This window comes from Desulfopila inferna, from assembly GCF_016919005.1.
Classification (GTDB): Bacteria; Desulfobacterota; Desulfobulbia; order Desulfobulbales; family Desulfocapsaceae; genus Desulfopila_A; species Desulfopila_A inferna.
Window position 1 is genome coordinate 135,250 of record NZ_JAFFQE010000001.1, and the last position, 15,967, is coordinate 151,216.

Consider the following 15,967-nt stretch of genomic DNA (forward strand, 5'->3'; position numbering starts at 1 on the left):
CAGCAGGATGGGGATATAAATGAGAGTTTTAGTAACAGGTGGAACAGGATTTACTGGAAAAGCCTTGGTGCGGCGATTGCTGGATGAAAATCATGATGTGATAGCTCTGGACTATCAGGAAGGACTGAAAACCGAAGAGCTGCGAGAGTGGGGCGCTGAAGTGGTGATCGGCACGGTTACAGACAGGGAGATCGTCAGAAAAGTAATGCAGGGAGTCGATATTGTTCATCACCTGGCTGCAGCATTTCGGGAAATGAATGTTCCCGATAGTTATTACCGGGAGGTCAATGTCGGGGGCACGCGTATCGTTCTGGAAGAGGCCTATGCCTGTAAGGTAAAAAAATTTATCTATATGAGTACCTGTGGGGTTCATGGCAATATAGACAATCCACCAGGTGGAGAAGATGCCCCCATACAGCCGGCGGACTATTATCAGCAAACCAAATATGAAGCTGAACCTGTGGTGCAGGAGTTCTTCCGGAAGGGCATGAAGACGGTTATTCTCAGACCGGCTGCTATCTATGGTCCGGGTGACCCGGAACGATTTCAGATGATATTCAAGAGGGTGAGCAGGGGGATGTTTCCCATGTTCGGCAGTGGCAAAACGTATTATCACCCCCTCTACATCGATAATCTGATCGACGCCTGCATGCTGTCCATGCAGGATGGCAAAGGCGATGGACAAGCCTATCTTATCGCTGATGAGCATTATGTTGAAATCAAGGATCTTGTTTTAAAAACGGCCAAGGCTCTGCGGGTGGATGTCAGAATTCCCCATTTCCCGGTGATGCCGGTGGTTATTGCCGGTCATATATGCGAAAAACTATGCAGACCATTTAAAATAGCACCGATTATTTTTCCCCGGCGGGTAGACTGGTACAGGCAGAACCGTGCTTTTAAAATCGACAAAGCCAGGAAGGAGCTGGGCTACCAGCCAAAGATTGACCTTGATGAAGGCTTAAGGCGCACTGGAGAATGGTATAAGTCTGAAGGCTATCTGTAATGAATGGCCGGTATACGCGTTTCAAAAATCGAGCTGAGACCGGGTCAAACCTTACCGAACATCCAAACATCGTTGACTGAGCTTGATCGGTAATCAAAAAAATCTGATTACCCCTGAAACTCAGTACTTTCTGGCCCCGGCCTTGAGCTGAGGGTTAGGAGTAATCAGGTAAAAAAATGAAAAAAACCCATGAGGCAATAACCGGGAATGGATCTGTATTCAGCCAGTATCTTGATGTGATAGTAGGCAAACGGTCTATTTTTTACTTCCTCTATTTTGAATTCTGCCTGTTGCTGAGCTGGATTCCGGGGGCCGCCGGTATGATGCTACGCAAAATATTCTGGCCGCGCCTCTTCAGTTCCTGCGGTAAGGGAGTCCTGTTCGGTGCAAATGTGGTCCTGCGTCATCCTGGAAGGATTGCCATCGGCAACAGGGTAGTCATCAGCGATGGTTGTATTTTCGATGCCAGGAATCCGGAAGAGGAAATAGTTATAGCACTGGGTGATAATGTCATGCTTTCCAACAATGTCATGCTGTCCTGTAAAAACGGCACAATTGAAGTCGGAACAAATACCGGAATAAATGCCCAGACAATAATCCAGTCGACCAGCAACTGTCCTGTCATTATTGGTGAAGACGTCATTATTGGTCAAAGGGCATTCGTGATTGGGGGAGGGAATTATCATACCGAAGACCTGGAAATACCTATCCGCCTGCAAGGAATTCAGGATGACGGTGGGGTACATATCCAGAATAATGTCTGGCTTGGCGGCAATGCTTCCGTATTGGGAGGCGTCACGCTGGGACATGGTTCAATTGTCGCGGCTTCCGCAGTTATGACAAAATCGGTAGAACCTTTTTCGATTTGCAAAGGGATCCCCGGTAAGGTTCATGCGTATAGAAATAGCGCTGATTAAGCAAGCCCTGCTTGAGTTGATGGTGTCGTGATTAGCACCCGTAAGGGCATAAACTCCCTCTTCGGGAATGCCTGACTGCCTGAAACACCGCGCCTTGTTTATCAAACCTGGTATCCAGCCATCTGACATCGTGGTAACCTTTTTACCAGATCATCTTAAAAATATTGTTGAGGATAGAATGAGTCGAATTGGTATCATGATGCGATCGGCCGACGAAGTTGGTGGCATCAGTGTGTATGCGAGAAATATAGTCAGGGAATTACTCGAGATAGACACGGAAAATCAATATGTTCTCTTCTATAAGACAGATAAGCACCTGGGCTTATATCAACATTACGACAACTGCAGGGAAATATTGCTCAAAGGCGGAAATAAGGCGGTCTGGGATCAGTTTATTATTCCGCGCGCTGTAAAAAAAGAAAAAATTGATCTTGTCTTCAACCCAAAATTCACGGTTCCTCTTTTTACATCGGCCAAAACGGTTATGGCTGTCCACGGAGCAGACTGGTTTATCCCGCCCTACGATCAGGTATATACAGCAATAGACAATTTTTACATAAAGCGGGTAATGCCTCTTTATTTTAAAAAAGCAGACTTTATTACCTCGGTTTCCGATTACTCAACGGATGGTTTTGTTAATGCATTTCCATGGTGTAAAGATAAGATACAAACTATTTATTTCGGGCCGAACAAAATTTTTAAGCCGGTGACCGACCCTGAAAAGCTGAAGAAAATACGGAAGAAGTATGATCTGCCTGAGCGTTTCCTGCTCACGGTTATCCGGTATGATCATGGCGCACGCAACACCCGCAAAAATTTCAAGGGCATGGCTGAAGGATATGCCAAATATCGTCAGCTGGGCGGGGAAGAAAAATTCGTTGTTGTCGGTAGAGACTGTCACCTCTATGCAGAAGAATATGATCTCAAGGCCATGGGGGTAAGTGACCATATTGTTTTTACGGGTCTGGTTGATCAGGAAGATCTTCCGGCCTTCTATTCACTGGCCCAGTTATATCTCTATCCCACAATAATTGAAGCCTTTCCGATTCCAACAACGGAAGCTATGGCCTGTGGATGCCCGATTGTGACTTCGGACGGCACCGGGCTCAAGGAATTGACCGAGAATGTATCGATAACAGTTGATCCTACAGATACCGATGCGATAGCCGCGGCGATAGTGAAAGTTCAGTCGGATGAGAAGCTCAAGGAGAGCATGATCCAAAAGGGATTTGAACGGTCAAAAATCTTCAGTTGGCGAAAGTGCGCTGAAGAAACTCTCAAAATTTTTGACAGACTGATAATAAGTTAGCTGAAGGTGAATGGTTCATGATGGTAAGCCCTGACAGACCTTCCGTTGTCCTGATAATCCTCACCTGCAACCAGAAAGAGATAACCCTGCAGTGCCTGGAGAGTCTCGCCGGATGCAACTATCCAAATAGACATATTGTTCTTGTCGACAATGGATCGACGGACGGCACAGTTGAAGCTGTCAAAAAAATCTATCCCCAGATACATTGCCTTCGAAACCAAGCCAATTTAGGAGCTGCAGCCGGCCGTAACGTGGGGATCGATTATGCCCTTGGCACTCTCGGCTTCGAGTTTGTTATGTTCATGGATAATGATATTGTCGTCAATCCCTCGTTTTTAGATAAGCTTGTCGATGGATTAATAGAACATAACGATCTGGGAATACAGATAGCTTCTCCCAAACTCTACCTTATGGGGCAGGACAATATTTTGGATTGTGCAGGCGGTGCTAAGGTGAATTTTTATCTTGGATCAACTCAAACGCGCGGCCACGGGGAAAAAGACAATGGCCAATACGATGACGAGAAGTTTCCGCGATGTGTGCCTACCACTGTTTTGATGCATCGTGAAGCCCTGCTGAGGGCAGAAAAATTCGATGTCTCTTTTGATCCCTATGGTTATGAAGATCTCGATATGGTCATGCGGGCGAGCGTTCCCGGTGTTCCTTTTCTTTTTGTTCCTGATTCGATAGTTCATCATAAGGGAAGCAAGACAGGTTTTTCCGGATATTCCGGAGAATATACCAAAGTCAAGACGCTCAACTTCAAGCGTTTTCTCAGGCGGCATTCTACCAATCTGCAAAGATGTTCATTTTGTTTGCTCTTGCCGTTTCTTGCTGTTAAAACGATAATTCGGGAATTGAGAAGAGGTAATATCGGGTCTATTATCGGAATGATAAAGGGATTTCTCAGATAAAGAAGTGAGAATAAGTTGCACCGCGACAGCGTGGCCACAATAGCAGCGCAACTGCACAGTCGTGCTGGTTATTCCCCTGACTCACCCAGCTAACCCAGCCGAGCTGGCTAAGAACCCTTAGACGGATTATTTTTGCAAAAAAAAACAAGGAAATGATCTGTAAGGTACTAAAAATATAGATGGTATCCCTCATACATGGTTTCATCCACCACAAGGAAACGATATATAATTTCCTCTGGAGGGTTGTGCAGATTCTGGGAAAACAGGGAACAACCTTTTTCATTTTCCTGGTCTGCGCCAGACAACTCAGTCCCTATGATTTCGGCATCTACAATTATGTTTTTTCGACGATCTTTCTTCTAATTATTTTCAGTGATTTCGGAATTTCGATTGCTACATCGAAATTCACGGCTGAATATTCGGCATCAGATTCTGAAAAACTGAAATTGCTCCTTTTCAATTCGGCAATGCTCATTATTGTCCTGTCAGGACTGATTGCCTTACCGCTGTTTTTTTTCTGGGATGTATTTTATCAGTACAGGTATATACTTTACTGCATCCCCTTATTGTTCCTGGTTCCGCTGACATCCTTATTGGATGGATTTTTTCGCGGTCTGAAGCAGTTCAGAAGTGTTTCTCTGGTTTATTTGATATCCGCGGGCATATCTCTGCCTTTATTCTACGTGCTTATCTCAGAATTTGGACTTCATGGAGCATTTATTTCCCAGAATGTCTATTATCTCCTGTTAGTCATCCTTCTGGCCCTTCATTCAAGAAGAAAAAAAATCCCATTTCGTGCAAAACTCAATATTCCCATTGTCAGGAAAGTGGTTGGCTATTCGATAGTCATCGGTTTGGCTGATATCGGACTGTTTTTATATACCAGAGCCGATATATTGATTCTCGGACACTACAATCTCATCGAAGAGATTGGATATTATGAAATTATCAACAGGATGTTCCTCCTGGTCATAATGCCGGCTCAGATACTGGCAACCGTAGTTGCACCTAATGTCACCCGCAACTTTACCCTGAAAAAATATGATTCCTTACAAAAGAACATCCGCAGAGACGTGCTGTTGCTTTTGGTTGTGGGTAGTGCGGTTGCCATCAGCTGTTTCCTCCTGTTCCCATACCTGTTCAAGTATGTTTTCGGCGGCTACGATATGGATACGCTTGTTTATTTAATGAACATCATCATCATCATCGTACCAATAAGATATTTTTCCACCTTTCTCAGTATTGGTTATATTACTCCCTCGGGGAACGCCAAAATTTCGACAGTCTGTTTATTGTTTTTCGGAGTGGTCAATATCCTATTGGATTTCATATTTGTAGAGCCTTTCGGGGTTGTTGGAATAATCTATGCAACCCTGATTTCTCAGCTGCTCTTTATTGCATGCAAAGACACTTTATTTTATTTTTTCGTCTTTAAGCGCAAACTTATATAAAACTGACATTTACTGCAGAATTTTTGACAACTATGAAAAAGTATTTTGAAAGATTAGGCCTTACCGGAAGTAAAGGAAGAGTAAGAGCCTTCTGGTGGACCGGTGAAGGAAATAGAAATTTTGGCGACATTATTACCCCGTATCTGATAGAGAAAATTACCGGAAGACCTCCACTATTATGCAATAAGCATTGTTTCGCCGAGCATTATATTATGACAGGCAGTGTCATAGAAGTGGCCAACCGGAACTCTATCGTCTGGGGGACCGGCATGATGTACAGGCACCAGAAGATAAGGCGGCCCAAAAAGGTATTGGCCGTTCGCGGACCGATAACCAGAAAGGGACTCCTCGAGCTGGGATATGAATGTCCCGAGATATATGGTGATCCTGCTTTACTCCTTCCCCGGTTTTATCGTCCCACTCTGGAAAAAGTGTATGCTCTTGGTCTTATCCCGCATTTTGTCGATTACAGGAGGGTGAAAGAACATTTTTCCGGGCGCGACAAAATTCTGGTCATCGATCTTCTTAATCCTGTTGAACACGTCATTGATCAGATTTATCGCTGTGAAACTACCATATCCAGTTCGCTGCACGGAGTCATCGTCTCGCAGGCTTATGGGATCCCTTCCGTATGGGTCAGGTTTTCCGATGATCTCAGTGGCGACGGCACTAAATTCCGTGATTATTTCCTTTCCGTGAATATCCAGCCTTACGAGCATAAACGAGTGGATTTGACCAAAAAGGTGGAACCAGCTCTCCTTGATGACATTGCGGCCTTAGCCAGTGCCGTTATCAGCATCGATCTGGATGGATTAATGGATGCCTGTCCACTCCGGCACCCGGACATTTAAAAGCCATCATTTCGCCAGAACCATGAGCGAGTAGCCGCCCAGGATACGGGCAGCGAGATCTTTGTTCAGCAAGCCTGCTATTTTTAAAGGAATCTTCCCAAGCGAATAGAGGAGGGACGGTGCAGGAAGATCAAGGGTCGAGGCTGTGTAGGAATAATCGACAATGGTGTAGCCTGTATCTTCCAGAGTTGCCAGGGCTGTTTCTTTGGTGAAATAATGAATATGACCGACCTCGCGGCGCCTTTTCATGATGGGTTTGCTCAGGAGGACTCTTTGAACCGAGATATCCAGAGGAATGTGAAAGATTTTGTAAGCAGCCCTCTCTCTGACTTTGCGTAGAAAGCCATAGTAATCCTCTATATGTTCAAACACATCTATGGCGAGAAGGATGTCATAATACTGTTCGTTGTTCTGTGAAAAATCCTCCAGAAAAAATTGCACTCTCTCATTTTGCTTCTGTTGTGCAAGTTCATATGCCTGCGGTGATATTTCAAATCCAAAAAATTGAACATCCGGGAGTTTGAAAGAGAGCTGCCTGAGAATCTCGCCTGCACCGCAGCCCACTTCACAGACAGTCTGCGGCATAAGTTCATTTTCTTGCATCATATTAAATATATTGCCGGATTTCCAGTACGAGTCTTCTTCGTGCCAGGTCGGATTGTCTTGTAAATATTTGCCGGTAGTATATATCTCAATTTTTTGCATAATATTTTGTTACTGGAATTATTTGACGATTTTTCTTACAGTAAATTACTTACCACCTTGAAAAATTACTCGTTTGGGTTATTCTGGGCTTAGATTCAGAAATTTGAACAATAACCAAGATACAGCCTAGCCATTAGGTATAGTCATGTCGCAATTCAAGCTTAAATAGAAACAATCTTAAATTTTCGAGCCAAGCAACATATACATAAAGAATAGAAAAAAAAATGTCGATATAAAACTGTTGAACCGGTACCACGGAAGCATCTGTACGAAATTGACAGATCCGGATATTTCTTCATGATTAATCACTGTTCCGAGTGAAGATATTTTTTTATATATGGTAAAGAATGCCCTTACGGGAATGGTAATGGCTGATTTAATTAATAGTATTAGAAGAGAGGTGTTATTTTGATAGGCAAAAAGACTTCATGCGCGATGTTTGGAATGTTCTGCGTCTTTGCGTTGACCGGCACCGATGCCGGTCTGTTAAAAAACGCTGAAGCTGCACATTTAACAGCAAAGACAACCTTAACTGTAGTGAATGTCACAAGCTTTGTAGATCCTGCCAAGTCACCGTATCAGGTGATCGACTACAAGGTTACACATGACATGTGGAACGTACGATATGAACCGTACTGGGTTAAATGGGATTGGGCACCAAAGGAAGGTGTGTCGAGATGGCCTTATGGATCGACTTCACTGACGGGCCGTATCTGGAAGATAGCCCCCCTGGATAATGGAAGGACATATCAAGCCGTTGCCTGGGATTACATCGGTAATAATACTCTGGTAAAACACCGTGGATCAGATGTTCCTTCTTACTGGATAGGTACCATGTTGTCGTCATTATGTCATACCAACTCCACATGTAATGCTGAGGAAAGAACAAATATCCAATTTTGGGGAAATTAGAAAAAATTCATATTACAACAAATATATTGTGGGTAATTTCATATGGAGGATCGCAGCGTGAAAGTATTGAACAGCTTCTCTTCGCAGGAAAAACGGCATCATCTAGGCATGCGCATTTTGACACATTTTTTAATATGTTTATTTTTGAGCGCATCTGCAGGCTTAGCGGCAGCTTCTGAACCAAATTATGTTCGTCTCACAATAGAGCCGCACAACGTCGGTGTTTTTTGGCAGAATAAAACCCAGCAATTCACCGCATATGGCTATACAGCTGCCGGTGAAAAAATAGACATCACTGATAAAGTGGACTGGTATATCGATCCGGCCGGGTATCCCCATAACTACCAGCCAGAAACTGCAGGTTCTGTTGCTACCATCGATGAGACAGGATTGGCCACTGTCCATAATACTTGGGGCAGGGTTGTAGTTTATGCCGATTACCCTAAAGGCAGTAGAATTCGCAATGATCATCCTGTAGCTCCATTTTTACAGCCGCTCCTGCTGCGTCAATAGAGTGATGAAAAATCTTGCTATGATCGGATACCTCAGAGGAGTGACGGAAAAATACAGGGTGAATGTAAGTATTTTTCTTTGCCGGTAGTTTAAGGGCAGCCTGTGACTATATTTTGATTCTGAACCATCATTCGAAGCGTTACAATCCAGCCTGAAGCTGTTGGAATTCTATGGAACTAGAATTCTAGCAACTTCAGGCTTTTCTGTTTTGGGTAACGCTCTAATTTTATTTGTAGCATTGAAGTTAAAGCTAGATGAAACCTTTTGAGGCTGGGTATTACAATTGGATATTGTTTATTTTATGCTTGCTCTTAATGTGGAAAAACGTGTATTCAATACTCTCAATTCAGGTCAATTGTAATCAAAGATTCAACCTTGGCTGAGAGATAATTTTTGCTCTCAGTTTTGCCGAAAATTACAGAGAAACCAATAAAGCATTCAGGTTTTACTTTTTTGACATCAGATAAGGGCATTAAGTATGAAGAAAATAGTGCTGTTTTTTTATAGACCGGTTGTTGCTGCCGCTATTCTTTTCAGCATCGTACTTACCGGCATGGATAGGGCTGCAGTCGGTGCTTCCGGTGAATTGGAAACCGCGACAATAGCTTGGATGCAGAAAAATCAAAGCGGTTCGGAATTGTTCTACAGTCAATTTGCAGATAACAGGTGGCAGCGGCCAACACAACTGACGCAGACAGGGGACACCAACTTCCTCCCTGCTGTCGAGATGAATGGGAAAAATGAAACCTTTATAGTCTGGAGTTCCACGCAAGGTAGCGGTTTTCAACTAAACTTTGCCATAATTAAAAATGGAAAAGTGTCCAAGGGTCCGGCCGAGATTCTGACGGGATTTTCCTCAAATCTTGGACCATCCCTGGCCTATGACAGAAAAAGAAGCAAAATGCTGCTGGTCTGGGCGGGAAGCAACGGGGAAGCGGATGATATTTTTCTGTCGGAATATAGTAATAACAGCTGGTCCGCACCATCGCGAATCCATTCAGAGAATGAAGTCTCAGATTATTTGCCGAAGATAATCGTTGACCCCAACGGCAGTATAAAAGTAGAGTGGCAGGCGACCTTGGCCGAGGAAGGGCCGCGTGAGTTTTCCACGATTCTGCACTCCGGCACGGTAAATAAAACTGCGCCCGGCCATCTTGAGAAGTTGCACCGCCTGGACAGGAAGGCTGCAATAGAAAACTGTGTAACGCGACTTCCGGATGGTATAGAAGATCTGAATGACAGTTCTATAGCTTTTAAATGTGCAGGAAAGACACCGGAACAGGTAAAATACCTGGGATCGTATATGGGGAAAGTGACGAATTAATCACGGAATTTTTTATTTCACAAGGTATTGATCACCGTTCAGGGCAAGCAGATATGAGGAAAAATTATTTTTGGAAGAATTCGGCACTCTCGATTTTATTTATTGCGGTTATTTTTACTCAGCCAACAGCTTCGTTCGCCACAAAATCCATTATAGCTTTTGGTGACAGTATCACCGAGGGATACGGAGATACGAGAAAACCAGCAGGCTATGAAACCGATCTGGAGAAACTCACGGATGCTATCAATAACTATCACGATGTTCTTAATTTTGGTTTAGGTGGCGAACGTACGACTAATACGGAAAGATACCCCTATCCTGAAGGCGGGATACACAGGCTTGTAGAAAAAGTATTGCCTGCAGCACCACCTGCGAAATACATATTAATTATGGAAGGGACCAATGATTACTGGGATGGTATCACGTCAGGTGCTACCATAGATAACCTGAGATATATGATCACAAAGGCCAGGGAAGCCGGACTTGAACCAATAATCGGTACACTTACTCCCGACACCCGTTTTTATGCTCAAGATAAGAATATTCTAGAACTTAATTCGTTGATAAGGAAAATGGCTGAGGAAGAAGATGTGGTCGTTGCGGATTTTTATCCGCAAATGATTGAAGACTGGGAAGCAGTCTATGCAGGTTGTCCATTTCCAGAATATCTCGGCGAACCGGATATGGTTCATCCCTGTCGCCAAGGATATGAGAAAATGGCGGAAATTTGGTTTGAAGCATTGAATCTCCCTGTTATCGGTCTTCCTTTTACGTGGCTCAATCTTTTGCTGAAGTAGGATGAAGCGTCCGGCTCAAAAAAAATTCACACTTTTCTAATGATTTATAGATATTTAGGATCAGAATAGGATCAGAAAATAATGAGTGTATCAATTATCATTCCACTGCTCAACGAAGAAAAGAACATTGAGATTCTTTATAATGAAATACAGGAAGTAGCCGCACGATCAAGATATACCTTTGAAATTGTATTTGTAGATGACGGCAGTACCGACAATTCCTTATCGATATTAGAGTCTATCCAAAAAGAAAACCCACAGGTCATTATCATTTCATTGAGAAAGAACTTCGGCCAGACCGCAGCCTTGTCTGCAGGATTTGATATGGCGGGAGGCGAAATCATAATTGCCATGGATGCCGATCTGCAAAATGATCCGGCGGATATTCCTCTGCTCCTGGAAAAGATAGAAGAAGGATATGATGTGGTTACCGGTTGGAGGTTTGATCGCAAGGATCCGTTTTTCAGCCGCAAATTGCCATCTCAGATCGCCAATAAAATAATTTCCTGGACCACCAGTGTAAACCTGCACGATTATGGTTGTACACTTAAGGCATTTAAACGCGAAGTGATCAAGTCGATTCATCTTTATGGAGAGATGCATCGATTTATACCCGCTATTGCCAGCGGCATGGGGATATCGATAACAGAGGTGAAAGTGAATCATCGTCCCAGGAGATTTGGTTCATCTAAGTACGGCATATCCAGAACAATCCGAGTGATACTCGATTTAGTCACGGTCAAATTCTTATTGAGTTATTCGACCAGGCCGATTCATGTTTTCGGCACCATGGGGTTGCTCAGCGGGGGAGTTGGTTTTCTTATTGCTGCGACCATGACTTTTCAACGGCAGTTCTATGGGATGGCCATGTCTGACAGGCCCTTGATCTTTCTCTCCATACTGCTGATGTTCGTTGGTGTTCAATTCATTACCATGGGACTCATAGCGGAAATGTTGTCGAGGACGTACCATGAGTCGCAGAGCAAACCAACGTATTATATTCGTAATGTTTTAAAATGTTCCGAAGATAAAAGAAATTAGTACACTTACCGATTGCTTTTTGGTTTTTTGCCCAAGAAAAACAATCTTTCTGAAGGTTCTTTTCCGGCTTAGCCGGGTGAGATAGTTTCATTTGAAGTTTTTCTCTGACATTTTTCCCTTTTTGAAAAGATGCATATTCCAAACCAAACTAACCTTATCCGATGCTGACCAGTTTTCTTAATTTTCTTAACCTGATCCTTGAGAAACGAAGCCTGATAATTTCCATGGCCAGGCGGGAAATCACAACACAATATGTCGGATCGTTGCTCGGCTTTGTCTGGACATTCATTCATCCAATGGTCATGGTCTGTGTCTTCTGGTTTGTCTTTAGTGTCGGCTTCAAATCCAAGCCAATGGGTGATGTACCTTTTGTTGTCTGGCTCACTGCCGGAATGGCGCCCTGGTTCATGTTTGCAGATGTGGTTCTGGGATCGGTGGGAATGATTGTTGCCAACGGTCATCTTATCAAAAAAACCCTTTTTCCATCACAGATTCTTCCGGTTATTAAGTTGATTTCCGGATCGGTCACGCACGCAATCTTTCTCACGGTCCTGCTGGTGCTTATTCTTTTCCAGCAGATGCCCATCAGCTTTTTTTATCTTCAGGTTTTCTACTATTATATATGTCTGATTGTCTTAATACTTGGGGTTTCCTGGGCAGTATCAGCGCTTAATGTTTTTATACGGGATATCGGGCAGGTAGTAGGAGTTGTTGTCCAGGTAGGATTTTGGGCTACCCCTATTTTCTGGGATATCAACATGATGCCTCCCAAGGTTCAGTTTTTTCTTAAACTGAACCCCATGTATTATATTGTACAGGGATATAGAGATACTTTTATTTCTTTTAAGCCTTTTTGGCTCAATCTTGATTTAACGCTATATTTTTGGGTTTGTACCATAGCAATTTTTCTTGCCGGGGCTTCTATTTTCAGAAAGCTCAAAGTGCAGTTCGCTGACACTTTATAATTTCTCCGGCCTTGTGGATCGAGAGTTCCCAACAGTACAGGAGCTTTTTCGCGATTTACAGTAAATATTTTTATCAAAGTGGAATTGTGGAAAAAATCATTGATTTACATAACATAACCAAAACCTTTAAGCTGTATGCCAAGCATACCGATCGAGTAAAGGAAACTTTCAGGCCAGGCAGGAAAAAGTATCATACTTCCTTTGATGCCTTAAAAGATATATCACTGGACATAGAAAAAGGTGAAACGATAGGTATCATCGGCAGGAACGGCAGCGGTAAGTCAACGCTGCTGCAGATCGTCTGCGGCATTTTAACACCTTCGAGCGGGGAAGTAAGGGTTGAAGGCAGAATATCCGCACTGCTTGAACTGGGCGCAGGATTTAATCCCGAATTTACCGGCCGGGAAAATGTCTACCTCAACGCCTCCATTTTGGGGTTGAAAAAGGCGGAGATTGATTCCTGTTTCAGCAAGATAACAGATTTTGCCGATATCGGTGTCTTTATCGATCAGCCGGTAAAAAGTTATTCCAGCGGCATGTATGTGCGGCTTGCCTTTGCCGTCGCCATTAATGTTAATCCCGATATTCTTATAGTTGACGAAGCTCTCTCTGTCGGCGATACGTTGTTCCAGGTAAAATGCTTTGAAAAATTCAGGGAATTTCAGGACAACGGGGTAACCATCCTTTTTGTCACCCATTCACTGGATCTCATCACCCGCTATTGCAATCGGGCCTTCCTCCTGGATTATGGTGAACTCAAGGGCATGGGAAAACCGAAAGAGATCGTCGATCAATATAATCGTCTTCTGGTCTGCCAAAGCCAGGTGAATGCCGATCTGCAACGAAAGCGGAACCTCACTGATAGCGACAATGAGCTTTCATACGACACCCAATGTATCTGGACCAATGTCTTTCAGGTAAACCCCCATGAAAACAGATACGGCAACGGCAGAGCGTCAATTTTGGAAGCAGGAATATTTAATGAAAATGATGAACCTGTCCAAAAACTGATAACAGGCGATACCTATACCTTCAAGATGAGAATTCGTTTTTACCAACGAGTTGAAAACCCTATTTTTGCCTTTACCATAAAGGACATAAAGGGGTTTGATATTTCGGGGACAAATACTAAGTTCCAGAATATCCCCACAGGTATCTTCGAGCAGGGGGATCTCATAGAGGTTGAGTTCCGCCATGACATGATCCTGAGTTCGGGGTCATATCTTCTTTCCTTTGGCTGCGCCGGCATCGAATCGGGAGAGTATGTTATCTACGAACGGCGCTACGATTATATGATTCTGGATGTTATTTCGCATCGAGCAAATGTCGGCTTTGTGGATCTGAAGAGTGAAATAAAGTTCAACAAAATACCACTGCCGATCTGTGCATCAAAGGCCTAAAAAAAAGAAACAATAGACAAACCTTCCTACCACCATAAGAATCACAGCGCTGCAGATCCATAAGGCGTAGTGGGCGATTTTTGACCGTTTTTCATTCATATCCTGGCGCTCTTCGATTCGAGTCAGAGAAAAAGTCGGATCGTCGGCATCCTCTTCGGTTTCAAAGAAGAAGGAAGCCTCGGTAATCTCATGCCGTTTTATCTGGTTTCCCGGTTTCAAGGCGTCAAAGGGTACATTAAAAACCGTACCGTCGCTATACGAGAGTGTCAGTTCGTAGATTTCCATTTGTACAGGGCGGGTGGCGGGATCAAAACGTATGCCTCTCATTTCACTGTAGGTGGGAATACAGAAGCTCACCATGGTTTCACCGGTTTCCTCAATATATTTGCTCTGCTGGTCCTCTTCCCTCAATCCCTTTCCTATATCGTAGTATATGGAAAAATCCACAGGAGCGGATGTATTTATAAGAAAATCGATCTGGCAGGAAGAAGGCGAGGTAAAGGTATACTTGGCAAAAACGGTAAATAAACTAATGAGAACTATCAAACCTGTATAGAAGAGAATAGATTTACCAGGCCAAAAATATTTCAACATTCTACTTTCCTTTGAATACTATGAATCATTCCGGACTTCTTGTGGAATTTGAAGAATGACGAATGGATCATTCGCTTTCCTATGGGTGATCCCCCAAAAACTCCCATTATGAGATCGTGTAATTTTAAGGTGATCGCTGTATTGGAGATCAGCCAGAGATAATTGGTGTGTAGTTTCTCCAAAGAGAACGAGTTCCATCTTGTCTATCTTGAATACGGCAGGTTTTTTCACGGGATCAAAGCGCAAACCCTGCAGTTTAATCGGTGGTATTGAAAATTCGAGATACTGCCTACGTCCATTAAATTTAAAAGCCCGCGTACAGGAATCAAGCTCATTAAAGCCGTTACCGTTGTCGTAATAGACTTGTGCTTCTCCTCCTGGATATGCTGTAAACTCAACTCTTAACAGATGGTTTTGTGTCTTTTTCAGGCTTTCCAGAAAAAGCATTCTTTTGGTCTTGTGATCAAGTGATGCGGGAAGTTTCTCCAGTTGAACGACGAATTCAAAATTATGGTAATCAACGGTAAAGAAACGTCGTATGCGAAAATCAAGCAAACCTATCCTATTGAGGACATCAAGCAGGCGTATAAAGCTGTCGGCAGTAAATACCCAGCAGTGAGAATCGATATACTTTTCATTATTAAAGGCATCCTCGCAGATACCTTTTACTTTGTGTGGATCTTTTGCCGGTACAAGTTTGGAACCATCGAAACCTTCCTTCCAGGCCTCGACAATATCAATTTCGGCAAACAATGAAAAGTGATCATAAATATGCCTGATCGATGGCTTTTTAAGTTTTCGGTAATATGCATCAAGAAGATCTGCGATAATTGTTTCGGGTCGCAAATAATCAAAAGTATATCGTCGATCCGGGATGGAAAAGGAGGCGATTCCATTATCGCAGAGAACTTCTGCTATTTCCTTCAGCCAACCGATAAGATCCGGCACATGTTCGATAACATGTGCTGCGACACAGTAATCAAAATGATCTTTCTGTCTTGTGGCTTCCGCCAAAGTATGAGAGCCCCATATATGATCGACTTCTACTATTTTTTCTAAATCAACGGTTTCGTTTTTGCGATACCATTCTTTAATTTCCTTAGTTGAAGCTCGATCGATATATTGGACATTCCCTTCACTCTTTTTCACCAGTGGCGAGGTCAGCGGACCGATTTCAATACCATTTGACTCGGCAATATTAAGACCATAAAGGATTTTATCTGTAATTGATAAAGATGTGCTCATTATGATTGAAAAGAAAATGCTTGAGA

The 15,967-nt window shown here is 43.2% G+C and carries 16 protein-coding genes; 13 read left to right on the forward strand and 3 right to left on the reverse strand.

Annotation, left to right across the window (positions count from 1 at the left end; all coding sequences use genetic code 11):
- Positions 1–19: 19 nt before the first annotated feature.
- The 6 genes from JWG88_RS00525 to JWG88_RS00550 all read left to right on the forward strand — a co-directional run bounded on the left by JWG88_RS00525 (position 20) and on the right by JWG88_RS00550 (position 6,445).
- Complete coding sequence (locus JWG88_RS00525; RefSeq protein WP_205231728.1) at positions 20–1,003, forward strand: NAD-dependent epimerase/dehydratase family protein; 984 nt, start codon at positions 20–22, stop codon at positions 1,001–1,003.
- Between the two features lie 176 nt (positions 1,004–1,179).
- On the forward strand, positions 1,180–1,920 hold the full coding sequence (locus JWG88_RS00530; protein WP_205231729.1) for an acyltransferase: 741 nt from the start codon (positions 1,180–1,182) through the stop codon (positions 1,918–1,920).
- A 178-nt stretch (positions 1,921–2,098) separates the two neighbouring features.
- Positions 2,099–3,229, forward strand: a complete 1,131-nt coding sequence (locus JWG88_RS00535; RefSeq protein ID WP_205231730.1) for a glycosyltransferase family 4 protein — start codon at positions 2,099–2,101, stop codon at positions 3,227–3,229.
- A gap of 17 nt (positions 3,230–3,246) precedes the next feature.
- A complete protein-coding gene (locus JWG88_RS00540) occupies positions 3,247–4,143 on the forward strand; it encodes a glycosyltransferase family 2 protein (RefSeq protein WP_205231731.1) in 897 nt (298 codons plus the stop codon).
- 179 nt (positions 4,144–4,322) lie between these two features.
- Positions 4,323–5,594 (forward strand): lipopolysaccharide biosynthesis protein, encoded by a 1,272-nt coding sequence (locus tag JWG88_RS00545; protein ID WP_306793026.1) that lies wholly within the window; start codon positions 4,323–4,325, stop codon positions 5,592–5,594.
- Positions 5,595–5,626: 32 nt separating this feature from the next.
- Positions 5,627–6,445 (forward strand): polysaccharide pyruvyl transferase family protein, encoded by an 819-nt coding sequence (locus tag JWG88_RS00550; protein WP_205231733.1) that lies wholly within the window; start codon positions 5,627–5,629, stop codon positions 6,443–6,445.
- 6 nt (positions 6,446–6,451) lie between these two features.
- On the opposite strand, the gene JWG88_RS00555 is transcribed toward JWG88_RS00550, so the two are convergent.
- Entirely contained in the window at positions 6,452–7,150 is a 699-nt protein-coding gene (locus JWG88_RS00555) for a class I SAM-dependent methyltransferase (protein WP_205231734.1), read from the reverse strand.
- Between the two features lie 408 nt (positions 7,151–7,558).
- On the opposite strand from JWG88_RS00555, the gene JWG88_RS00560 reads away from it, so the two are divergent.
- From JWG88_RS00560 to JWG88_RS00590, 7 genes are all read left to right on the forward strand, one after another.
- Positions 7,559–8,062: a hypothetical protein gene (locus JWG88_RS00560; protein ID WP_205231735.1), complete on the forward strand. Its 504-nt coding sequence runs from the start codon at positions 7,559–7,561 to the stop codon at positions 8,060–8,062.
- 57 nt (positions 8,063–8,119) lie between these two features.
- The gene (locus JWG88_RS00565) at positions 8,120–8,575 is read left to right on the forward strand and encodes a hypothetical protein (protein ID WP_205231736.1); all 456 of its coding nucleotides are present in this window, start codon (positions 8,120–8,122) and stop codon (positions 8,573–8,575) included.
- A gap of 478 nt (positions 8,576–9,053) precedes the next feature.
- A complete protein-coding gene (locus JWG88_RS00570) occupies positions 9,054–9,899 on the forward strand; it encodes a hypothetical protein (protein WP_205231737.1) in 846 nt (281 codons plus the stop codon).
- The gene (locus JWG88_RS00575) at positions 9,833–10,696 is read left to right on the forward strand and encodes an SGNH/GDSL hydrolase family protein (protein ID WP_205231738.1); all 864 of its coding nucleotides are present in this window, start codon (positions 9,833–9,835) and stop codon (positions 10,694–10,696) included. The genes JWG88_RS00570 and JWG88_RS00575 overlap by 67 nt, the downstream gene beginning before the upstream one ends.
- 81 nt (positions 10,697–10,777) lie before the next feature.
- Complete coding sequence (locus JWG88_RS00580; RefSeq protein WP_205231739.1) at positions 10,778–11,737, forward strand: glycosyltransferase family 2 protein; 960 nt, start codon at positions 10,778–10,780, stop codon at positions 11,735–11,737.
- Positions 11,738–11,898: 161 nt separating this feature from the next.
- Positions 11,899–12,702 (forward strand): ABC transporter permease, encoded by an 804-nt coding sequence (locus tag JWG88_RS00585; RefSeq protein WP_205231740.1) that lies wholly within the window; start codon positions 11,899–11,901, stop codon positions 12,700–12,702.
- Between the two features lie 86 nt (positions 12,703–12,788).
- Positions 12,789–14,102, forward strand: coding sequence for a Wzt carbohydrate-binding domain-containing protein (locus JWG88_RS00590; RefSeq protein ID WP_205231741.1), 1,314 nt, complete (start codon positions 12,789–12,791; stop codon positions 14,100–14,102).
- Here the strand turns inward: JWG88_RS00590 and JWG88_RS00595 are convergent.
- Positions 14,091–14,696 (reverse strand): hypothetical protein, encoded by a 606-nt coding sequence (locus tag JWG88_RS00595; protein WP_205231742.1) that lies wholly within the window; start codon positions 14,694–14,696, stop codon positions 14,091–14,093. The two genes, JWG88_RS00590 and JWG88_RS00595, sit on opposite strands and share 12 nt — an antisense overlap.
- An 18-nt stretch (positions 14,697–14,714) precedes the next feature.
- Positions 14,715–15,941, reverse strand: a complete 1,227-nt coding sequence (locus JWG88_RS00600) for a methyltransferase domain-containing protein (RefSeq protein WP_205231743.1) — start codon at positions 15,939–15,941, stop codon at positions 14,715–14,717.
- Positions 15,942–15,967: the final 26 nt, after the last annotated feature.

What these genes read in the sequence shown, in the direction of transcription:
- JWG88_RS00570 (WP_205231737.1), top strand. Translation starts at nt 9,054, where the DNA reads ATGAAGAAAATAGTGCTGTTTTTTTATAGACCGGTTGTTGCTGCCGCT.
- JWG88_RS00535 (WP_205231730.1), top strand. Translation starts at nt 2,099, where the DNA reads ATGAGTCGAATTGGTATCATGATGCGATCGGCCGACGAAGTTGGTGGC.
- JWG88_RS00530 (WP_205231729.1), top strand. Translation starts at nt 1,180, where the DNA reads ATGAAAAAAACCCATGAGGCAATAACCGGGAATGGATCTGTATTCAGC.
- JWG88_RS00540 (WP_205231731.1), top strand. Translation starts at nt 3,247, where the DNA reads ATGATGGTAAGCCCTGACAGACCTTCCGTTGTCCTGATAATCCTCACC.
- JWG88_RS00555 (WP_205231734.1), bottom strand. Translation starts at nt 7,150, where the DNA reads ATGCAAAAAATTGAGATATATACTACCGGCAAATATTTACAAGACAAT.
- JWG88_RS00600 (WP_205231743.1), bottom strand. Translation starts at nt 15,941, where the DNA reads ATGAGCACATCTTTATCAATTACAGATAAAATCCTTTATGGTCTTAAT.
- JWG88_RS00575 (WP_205231738.1), top strand. Translation starts at nt 9,833, where the DNA reads ATGTGCAGGAAAGACACCGGAACAGGTAAAATACCTGGGATCGTATAT.
- JWG88_RS00545 (WP_306793026.1), top strand. Translation starts at nt 4,323, where the DNA reads ATGGTATCCCTCATACATGGTTTCATCCACCACAAGGAAACGATATAT.
- JWG88_RS00585 (WP_205231740.1), top strand. Translation starts at nt 11,899, where the DNA reads ATGCTGACCAGTTTTCTTAATTTTCTTAACCTGATCCTTGAGAAACGA.
- JWG88_RS00550 (WP_205231733.1), top strand. Translation starts at nt 5,627, where the DNA reads ATGAAAAAGTATTTTGAAAGATTAGGCCTTACCGGAAGTAAAGGAAGA.
- JWG88_RS00580 (WP_205231739.1), top strand. Translation starts at nt 10,778, where the DNA reads ATGAGTGTATCAATTATCATTCCACTGCTCAACGAAGAAAAGAACATT.
- JWG88_RS00595 (WP_205231742.1), bottom strand. Translation starts at nt 14,696, where the DNA reads ATGTTGAAATATTTTTGGCCTGGTAAATCTATTCTCTTCTATACAGGT.
- JWG88_RS00525 (WP_205231728.1), top strand. Translation starts at nt 20, where the DNA reads ATGAGAGTTTTAGTAACAGGTGGAACAGGATTTACTGGAAAAGCCTTG.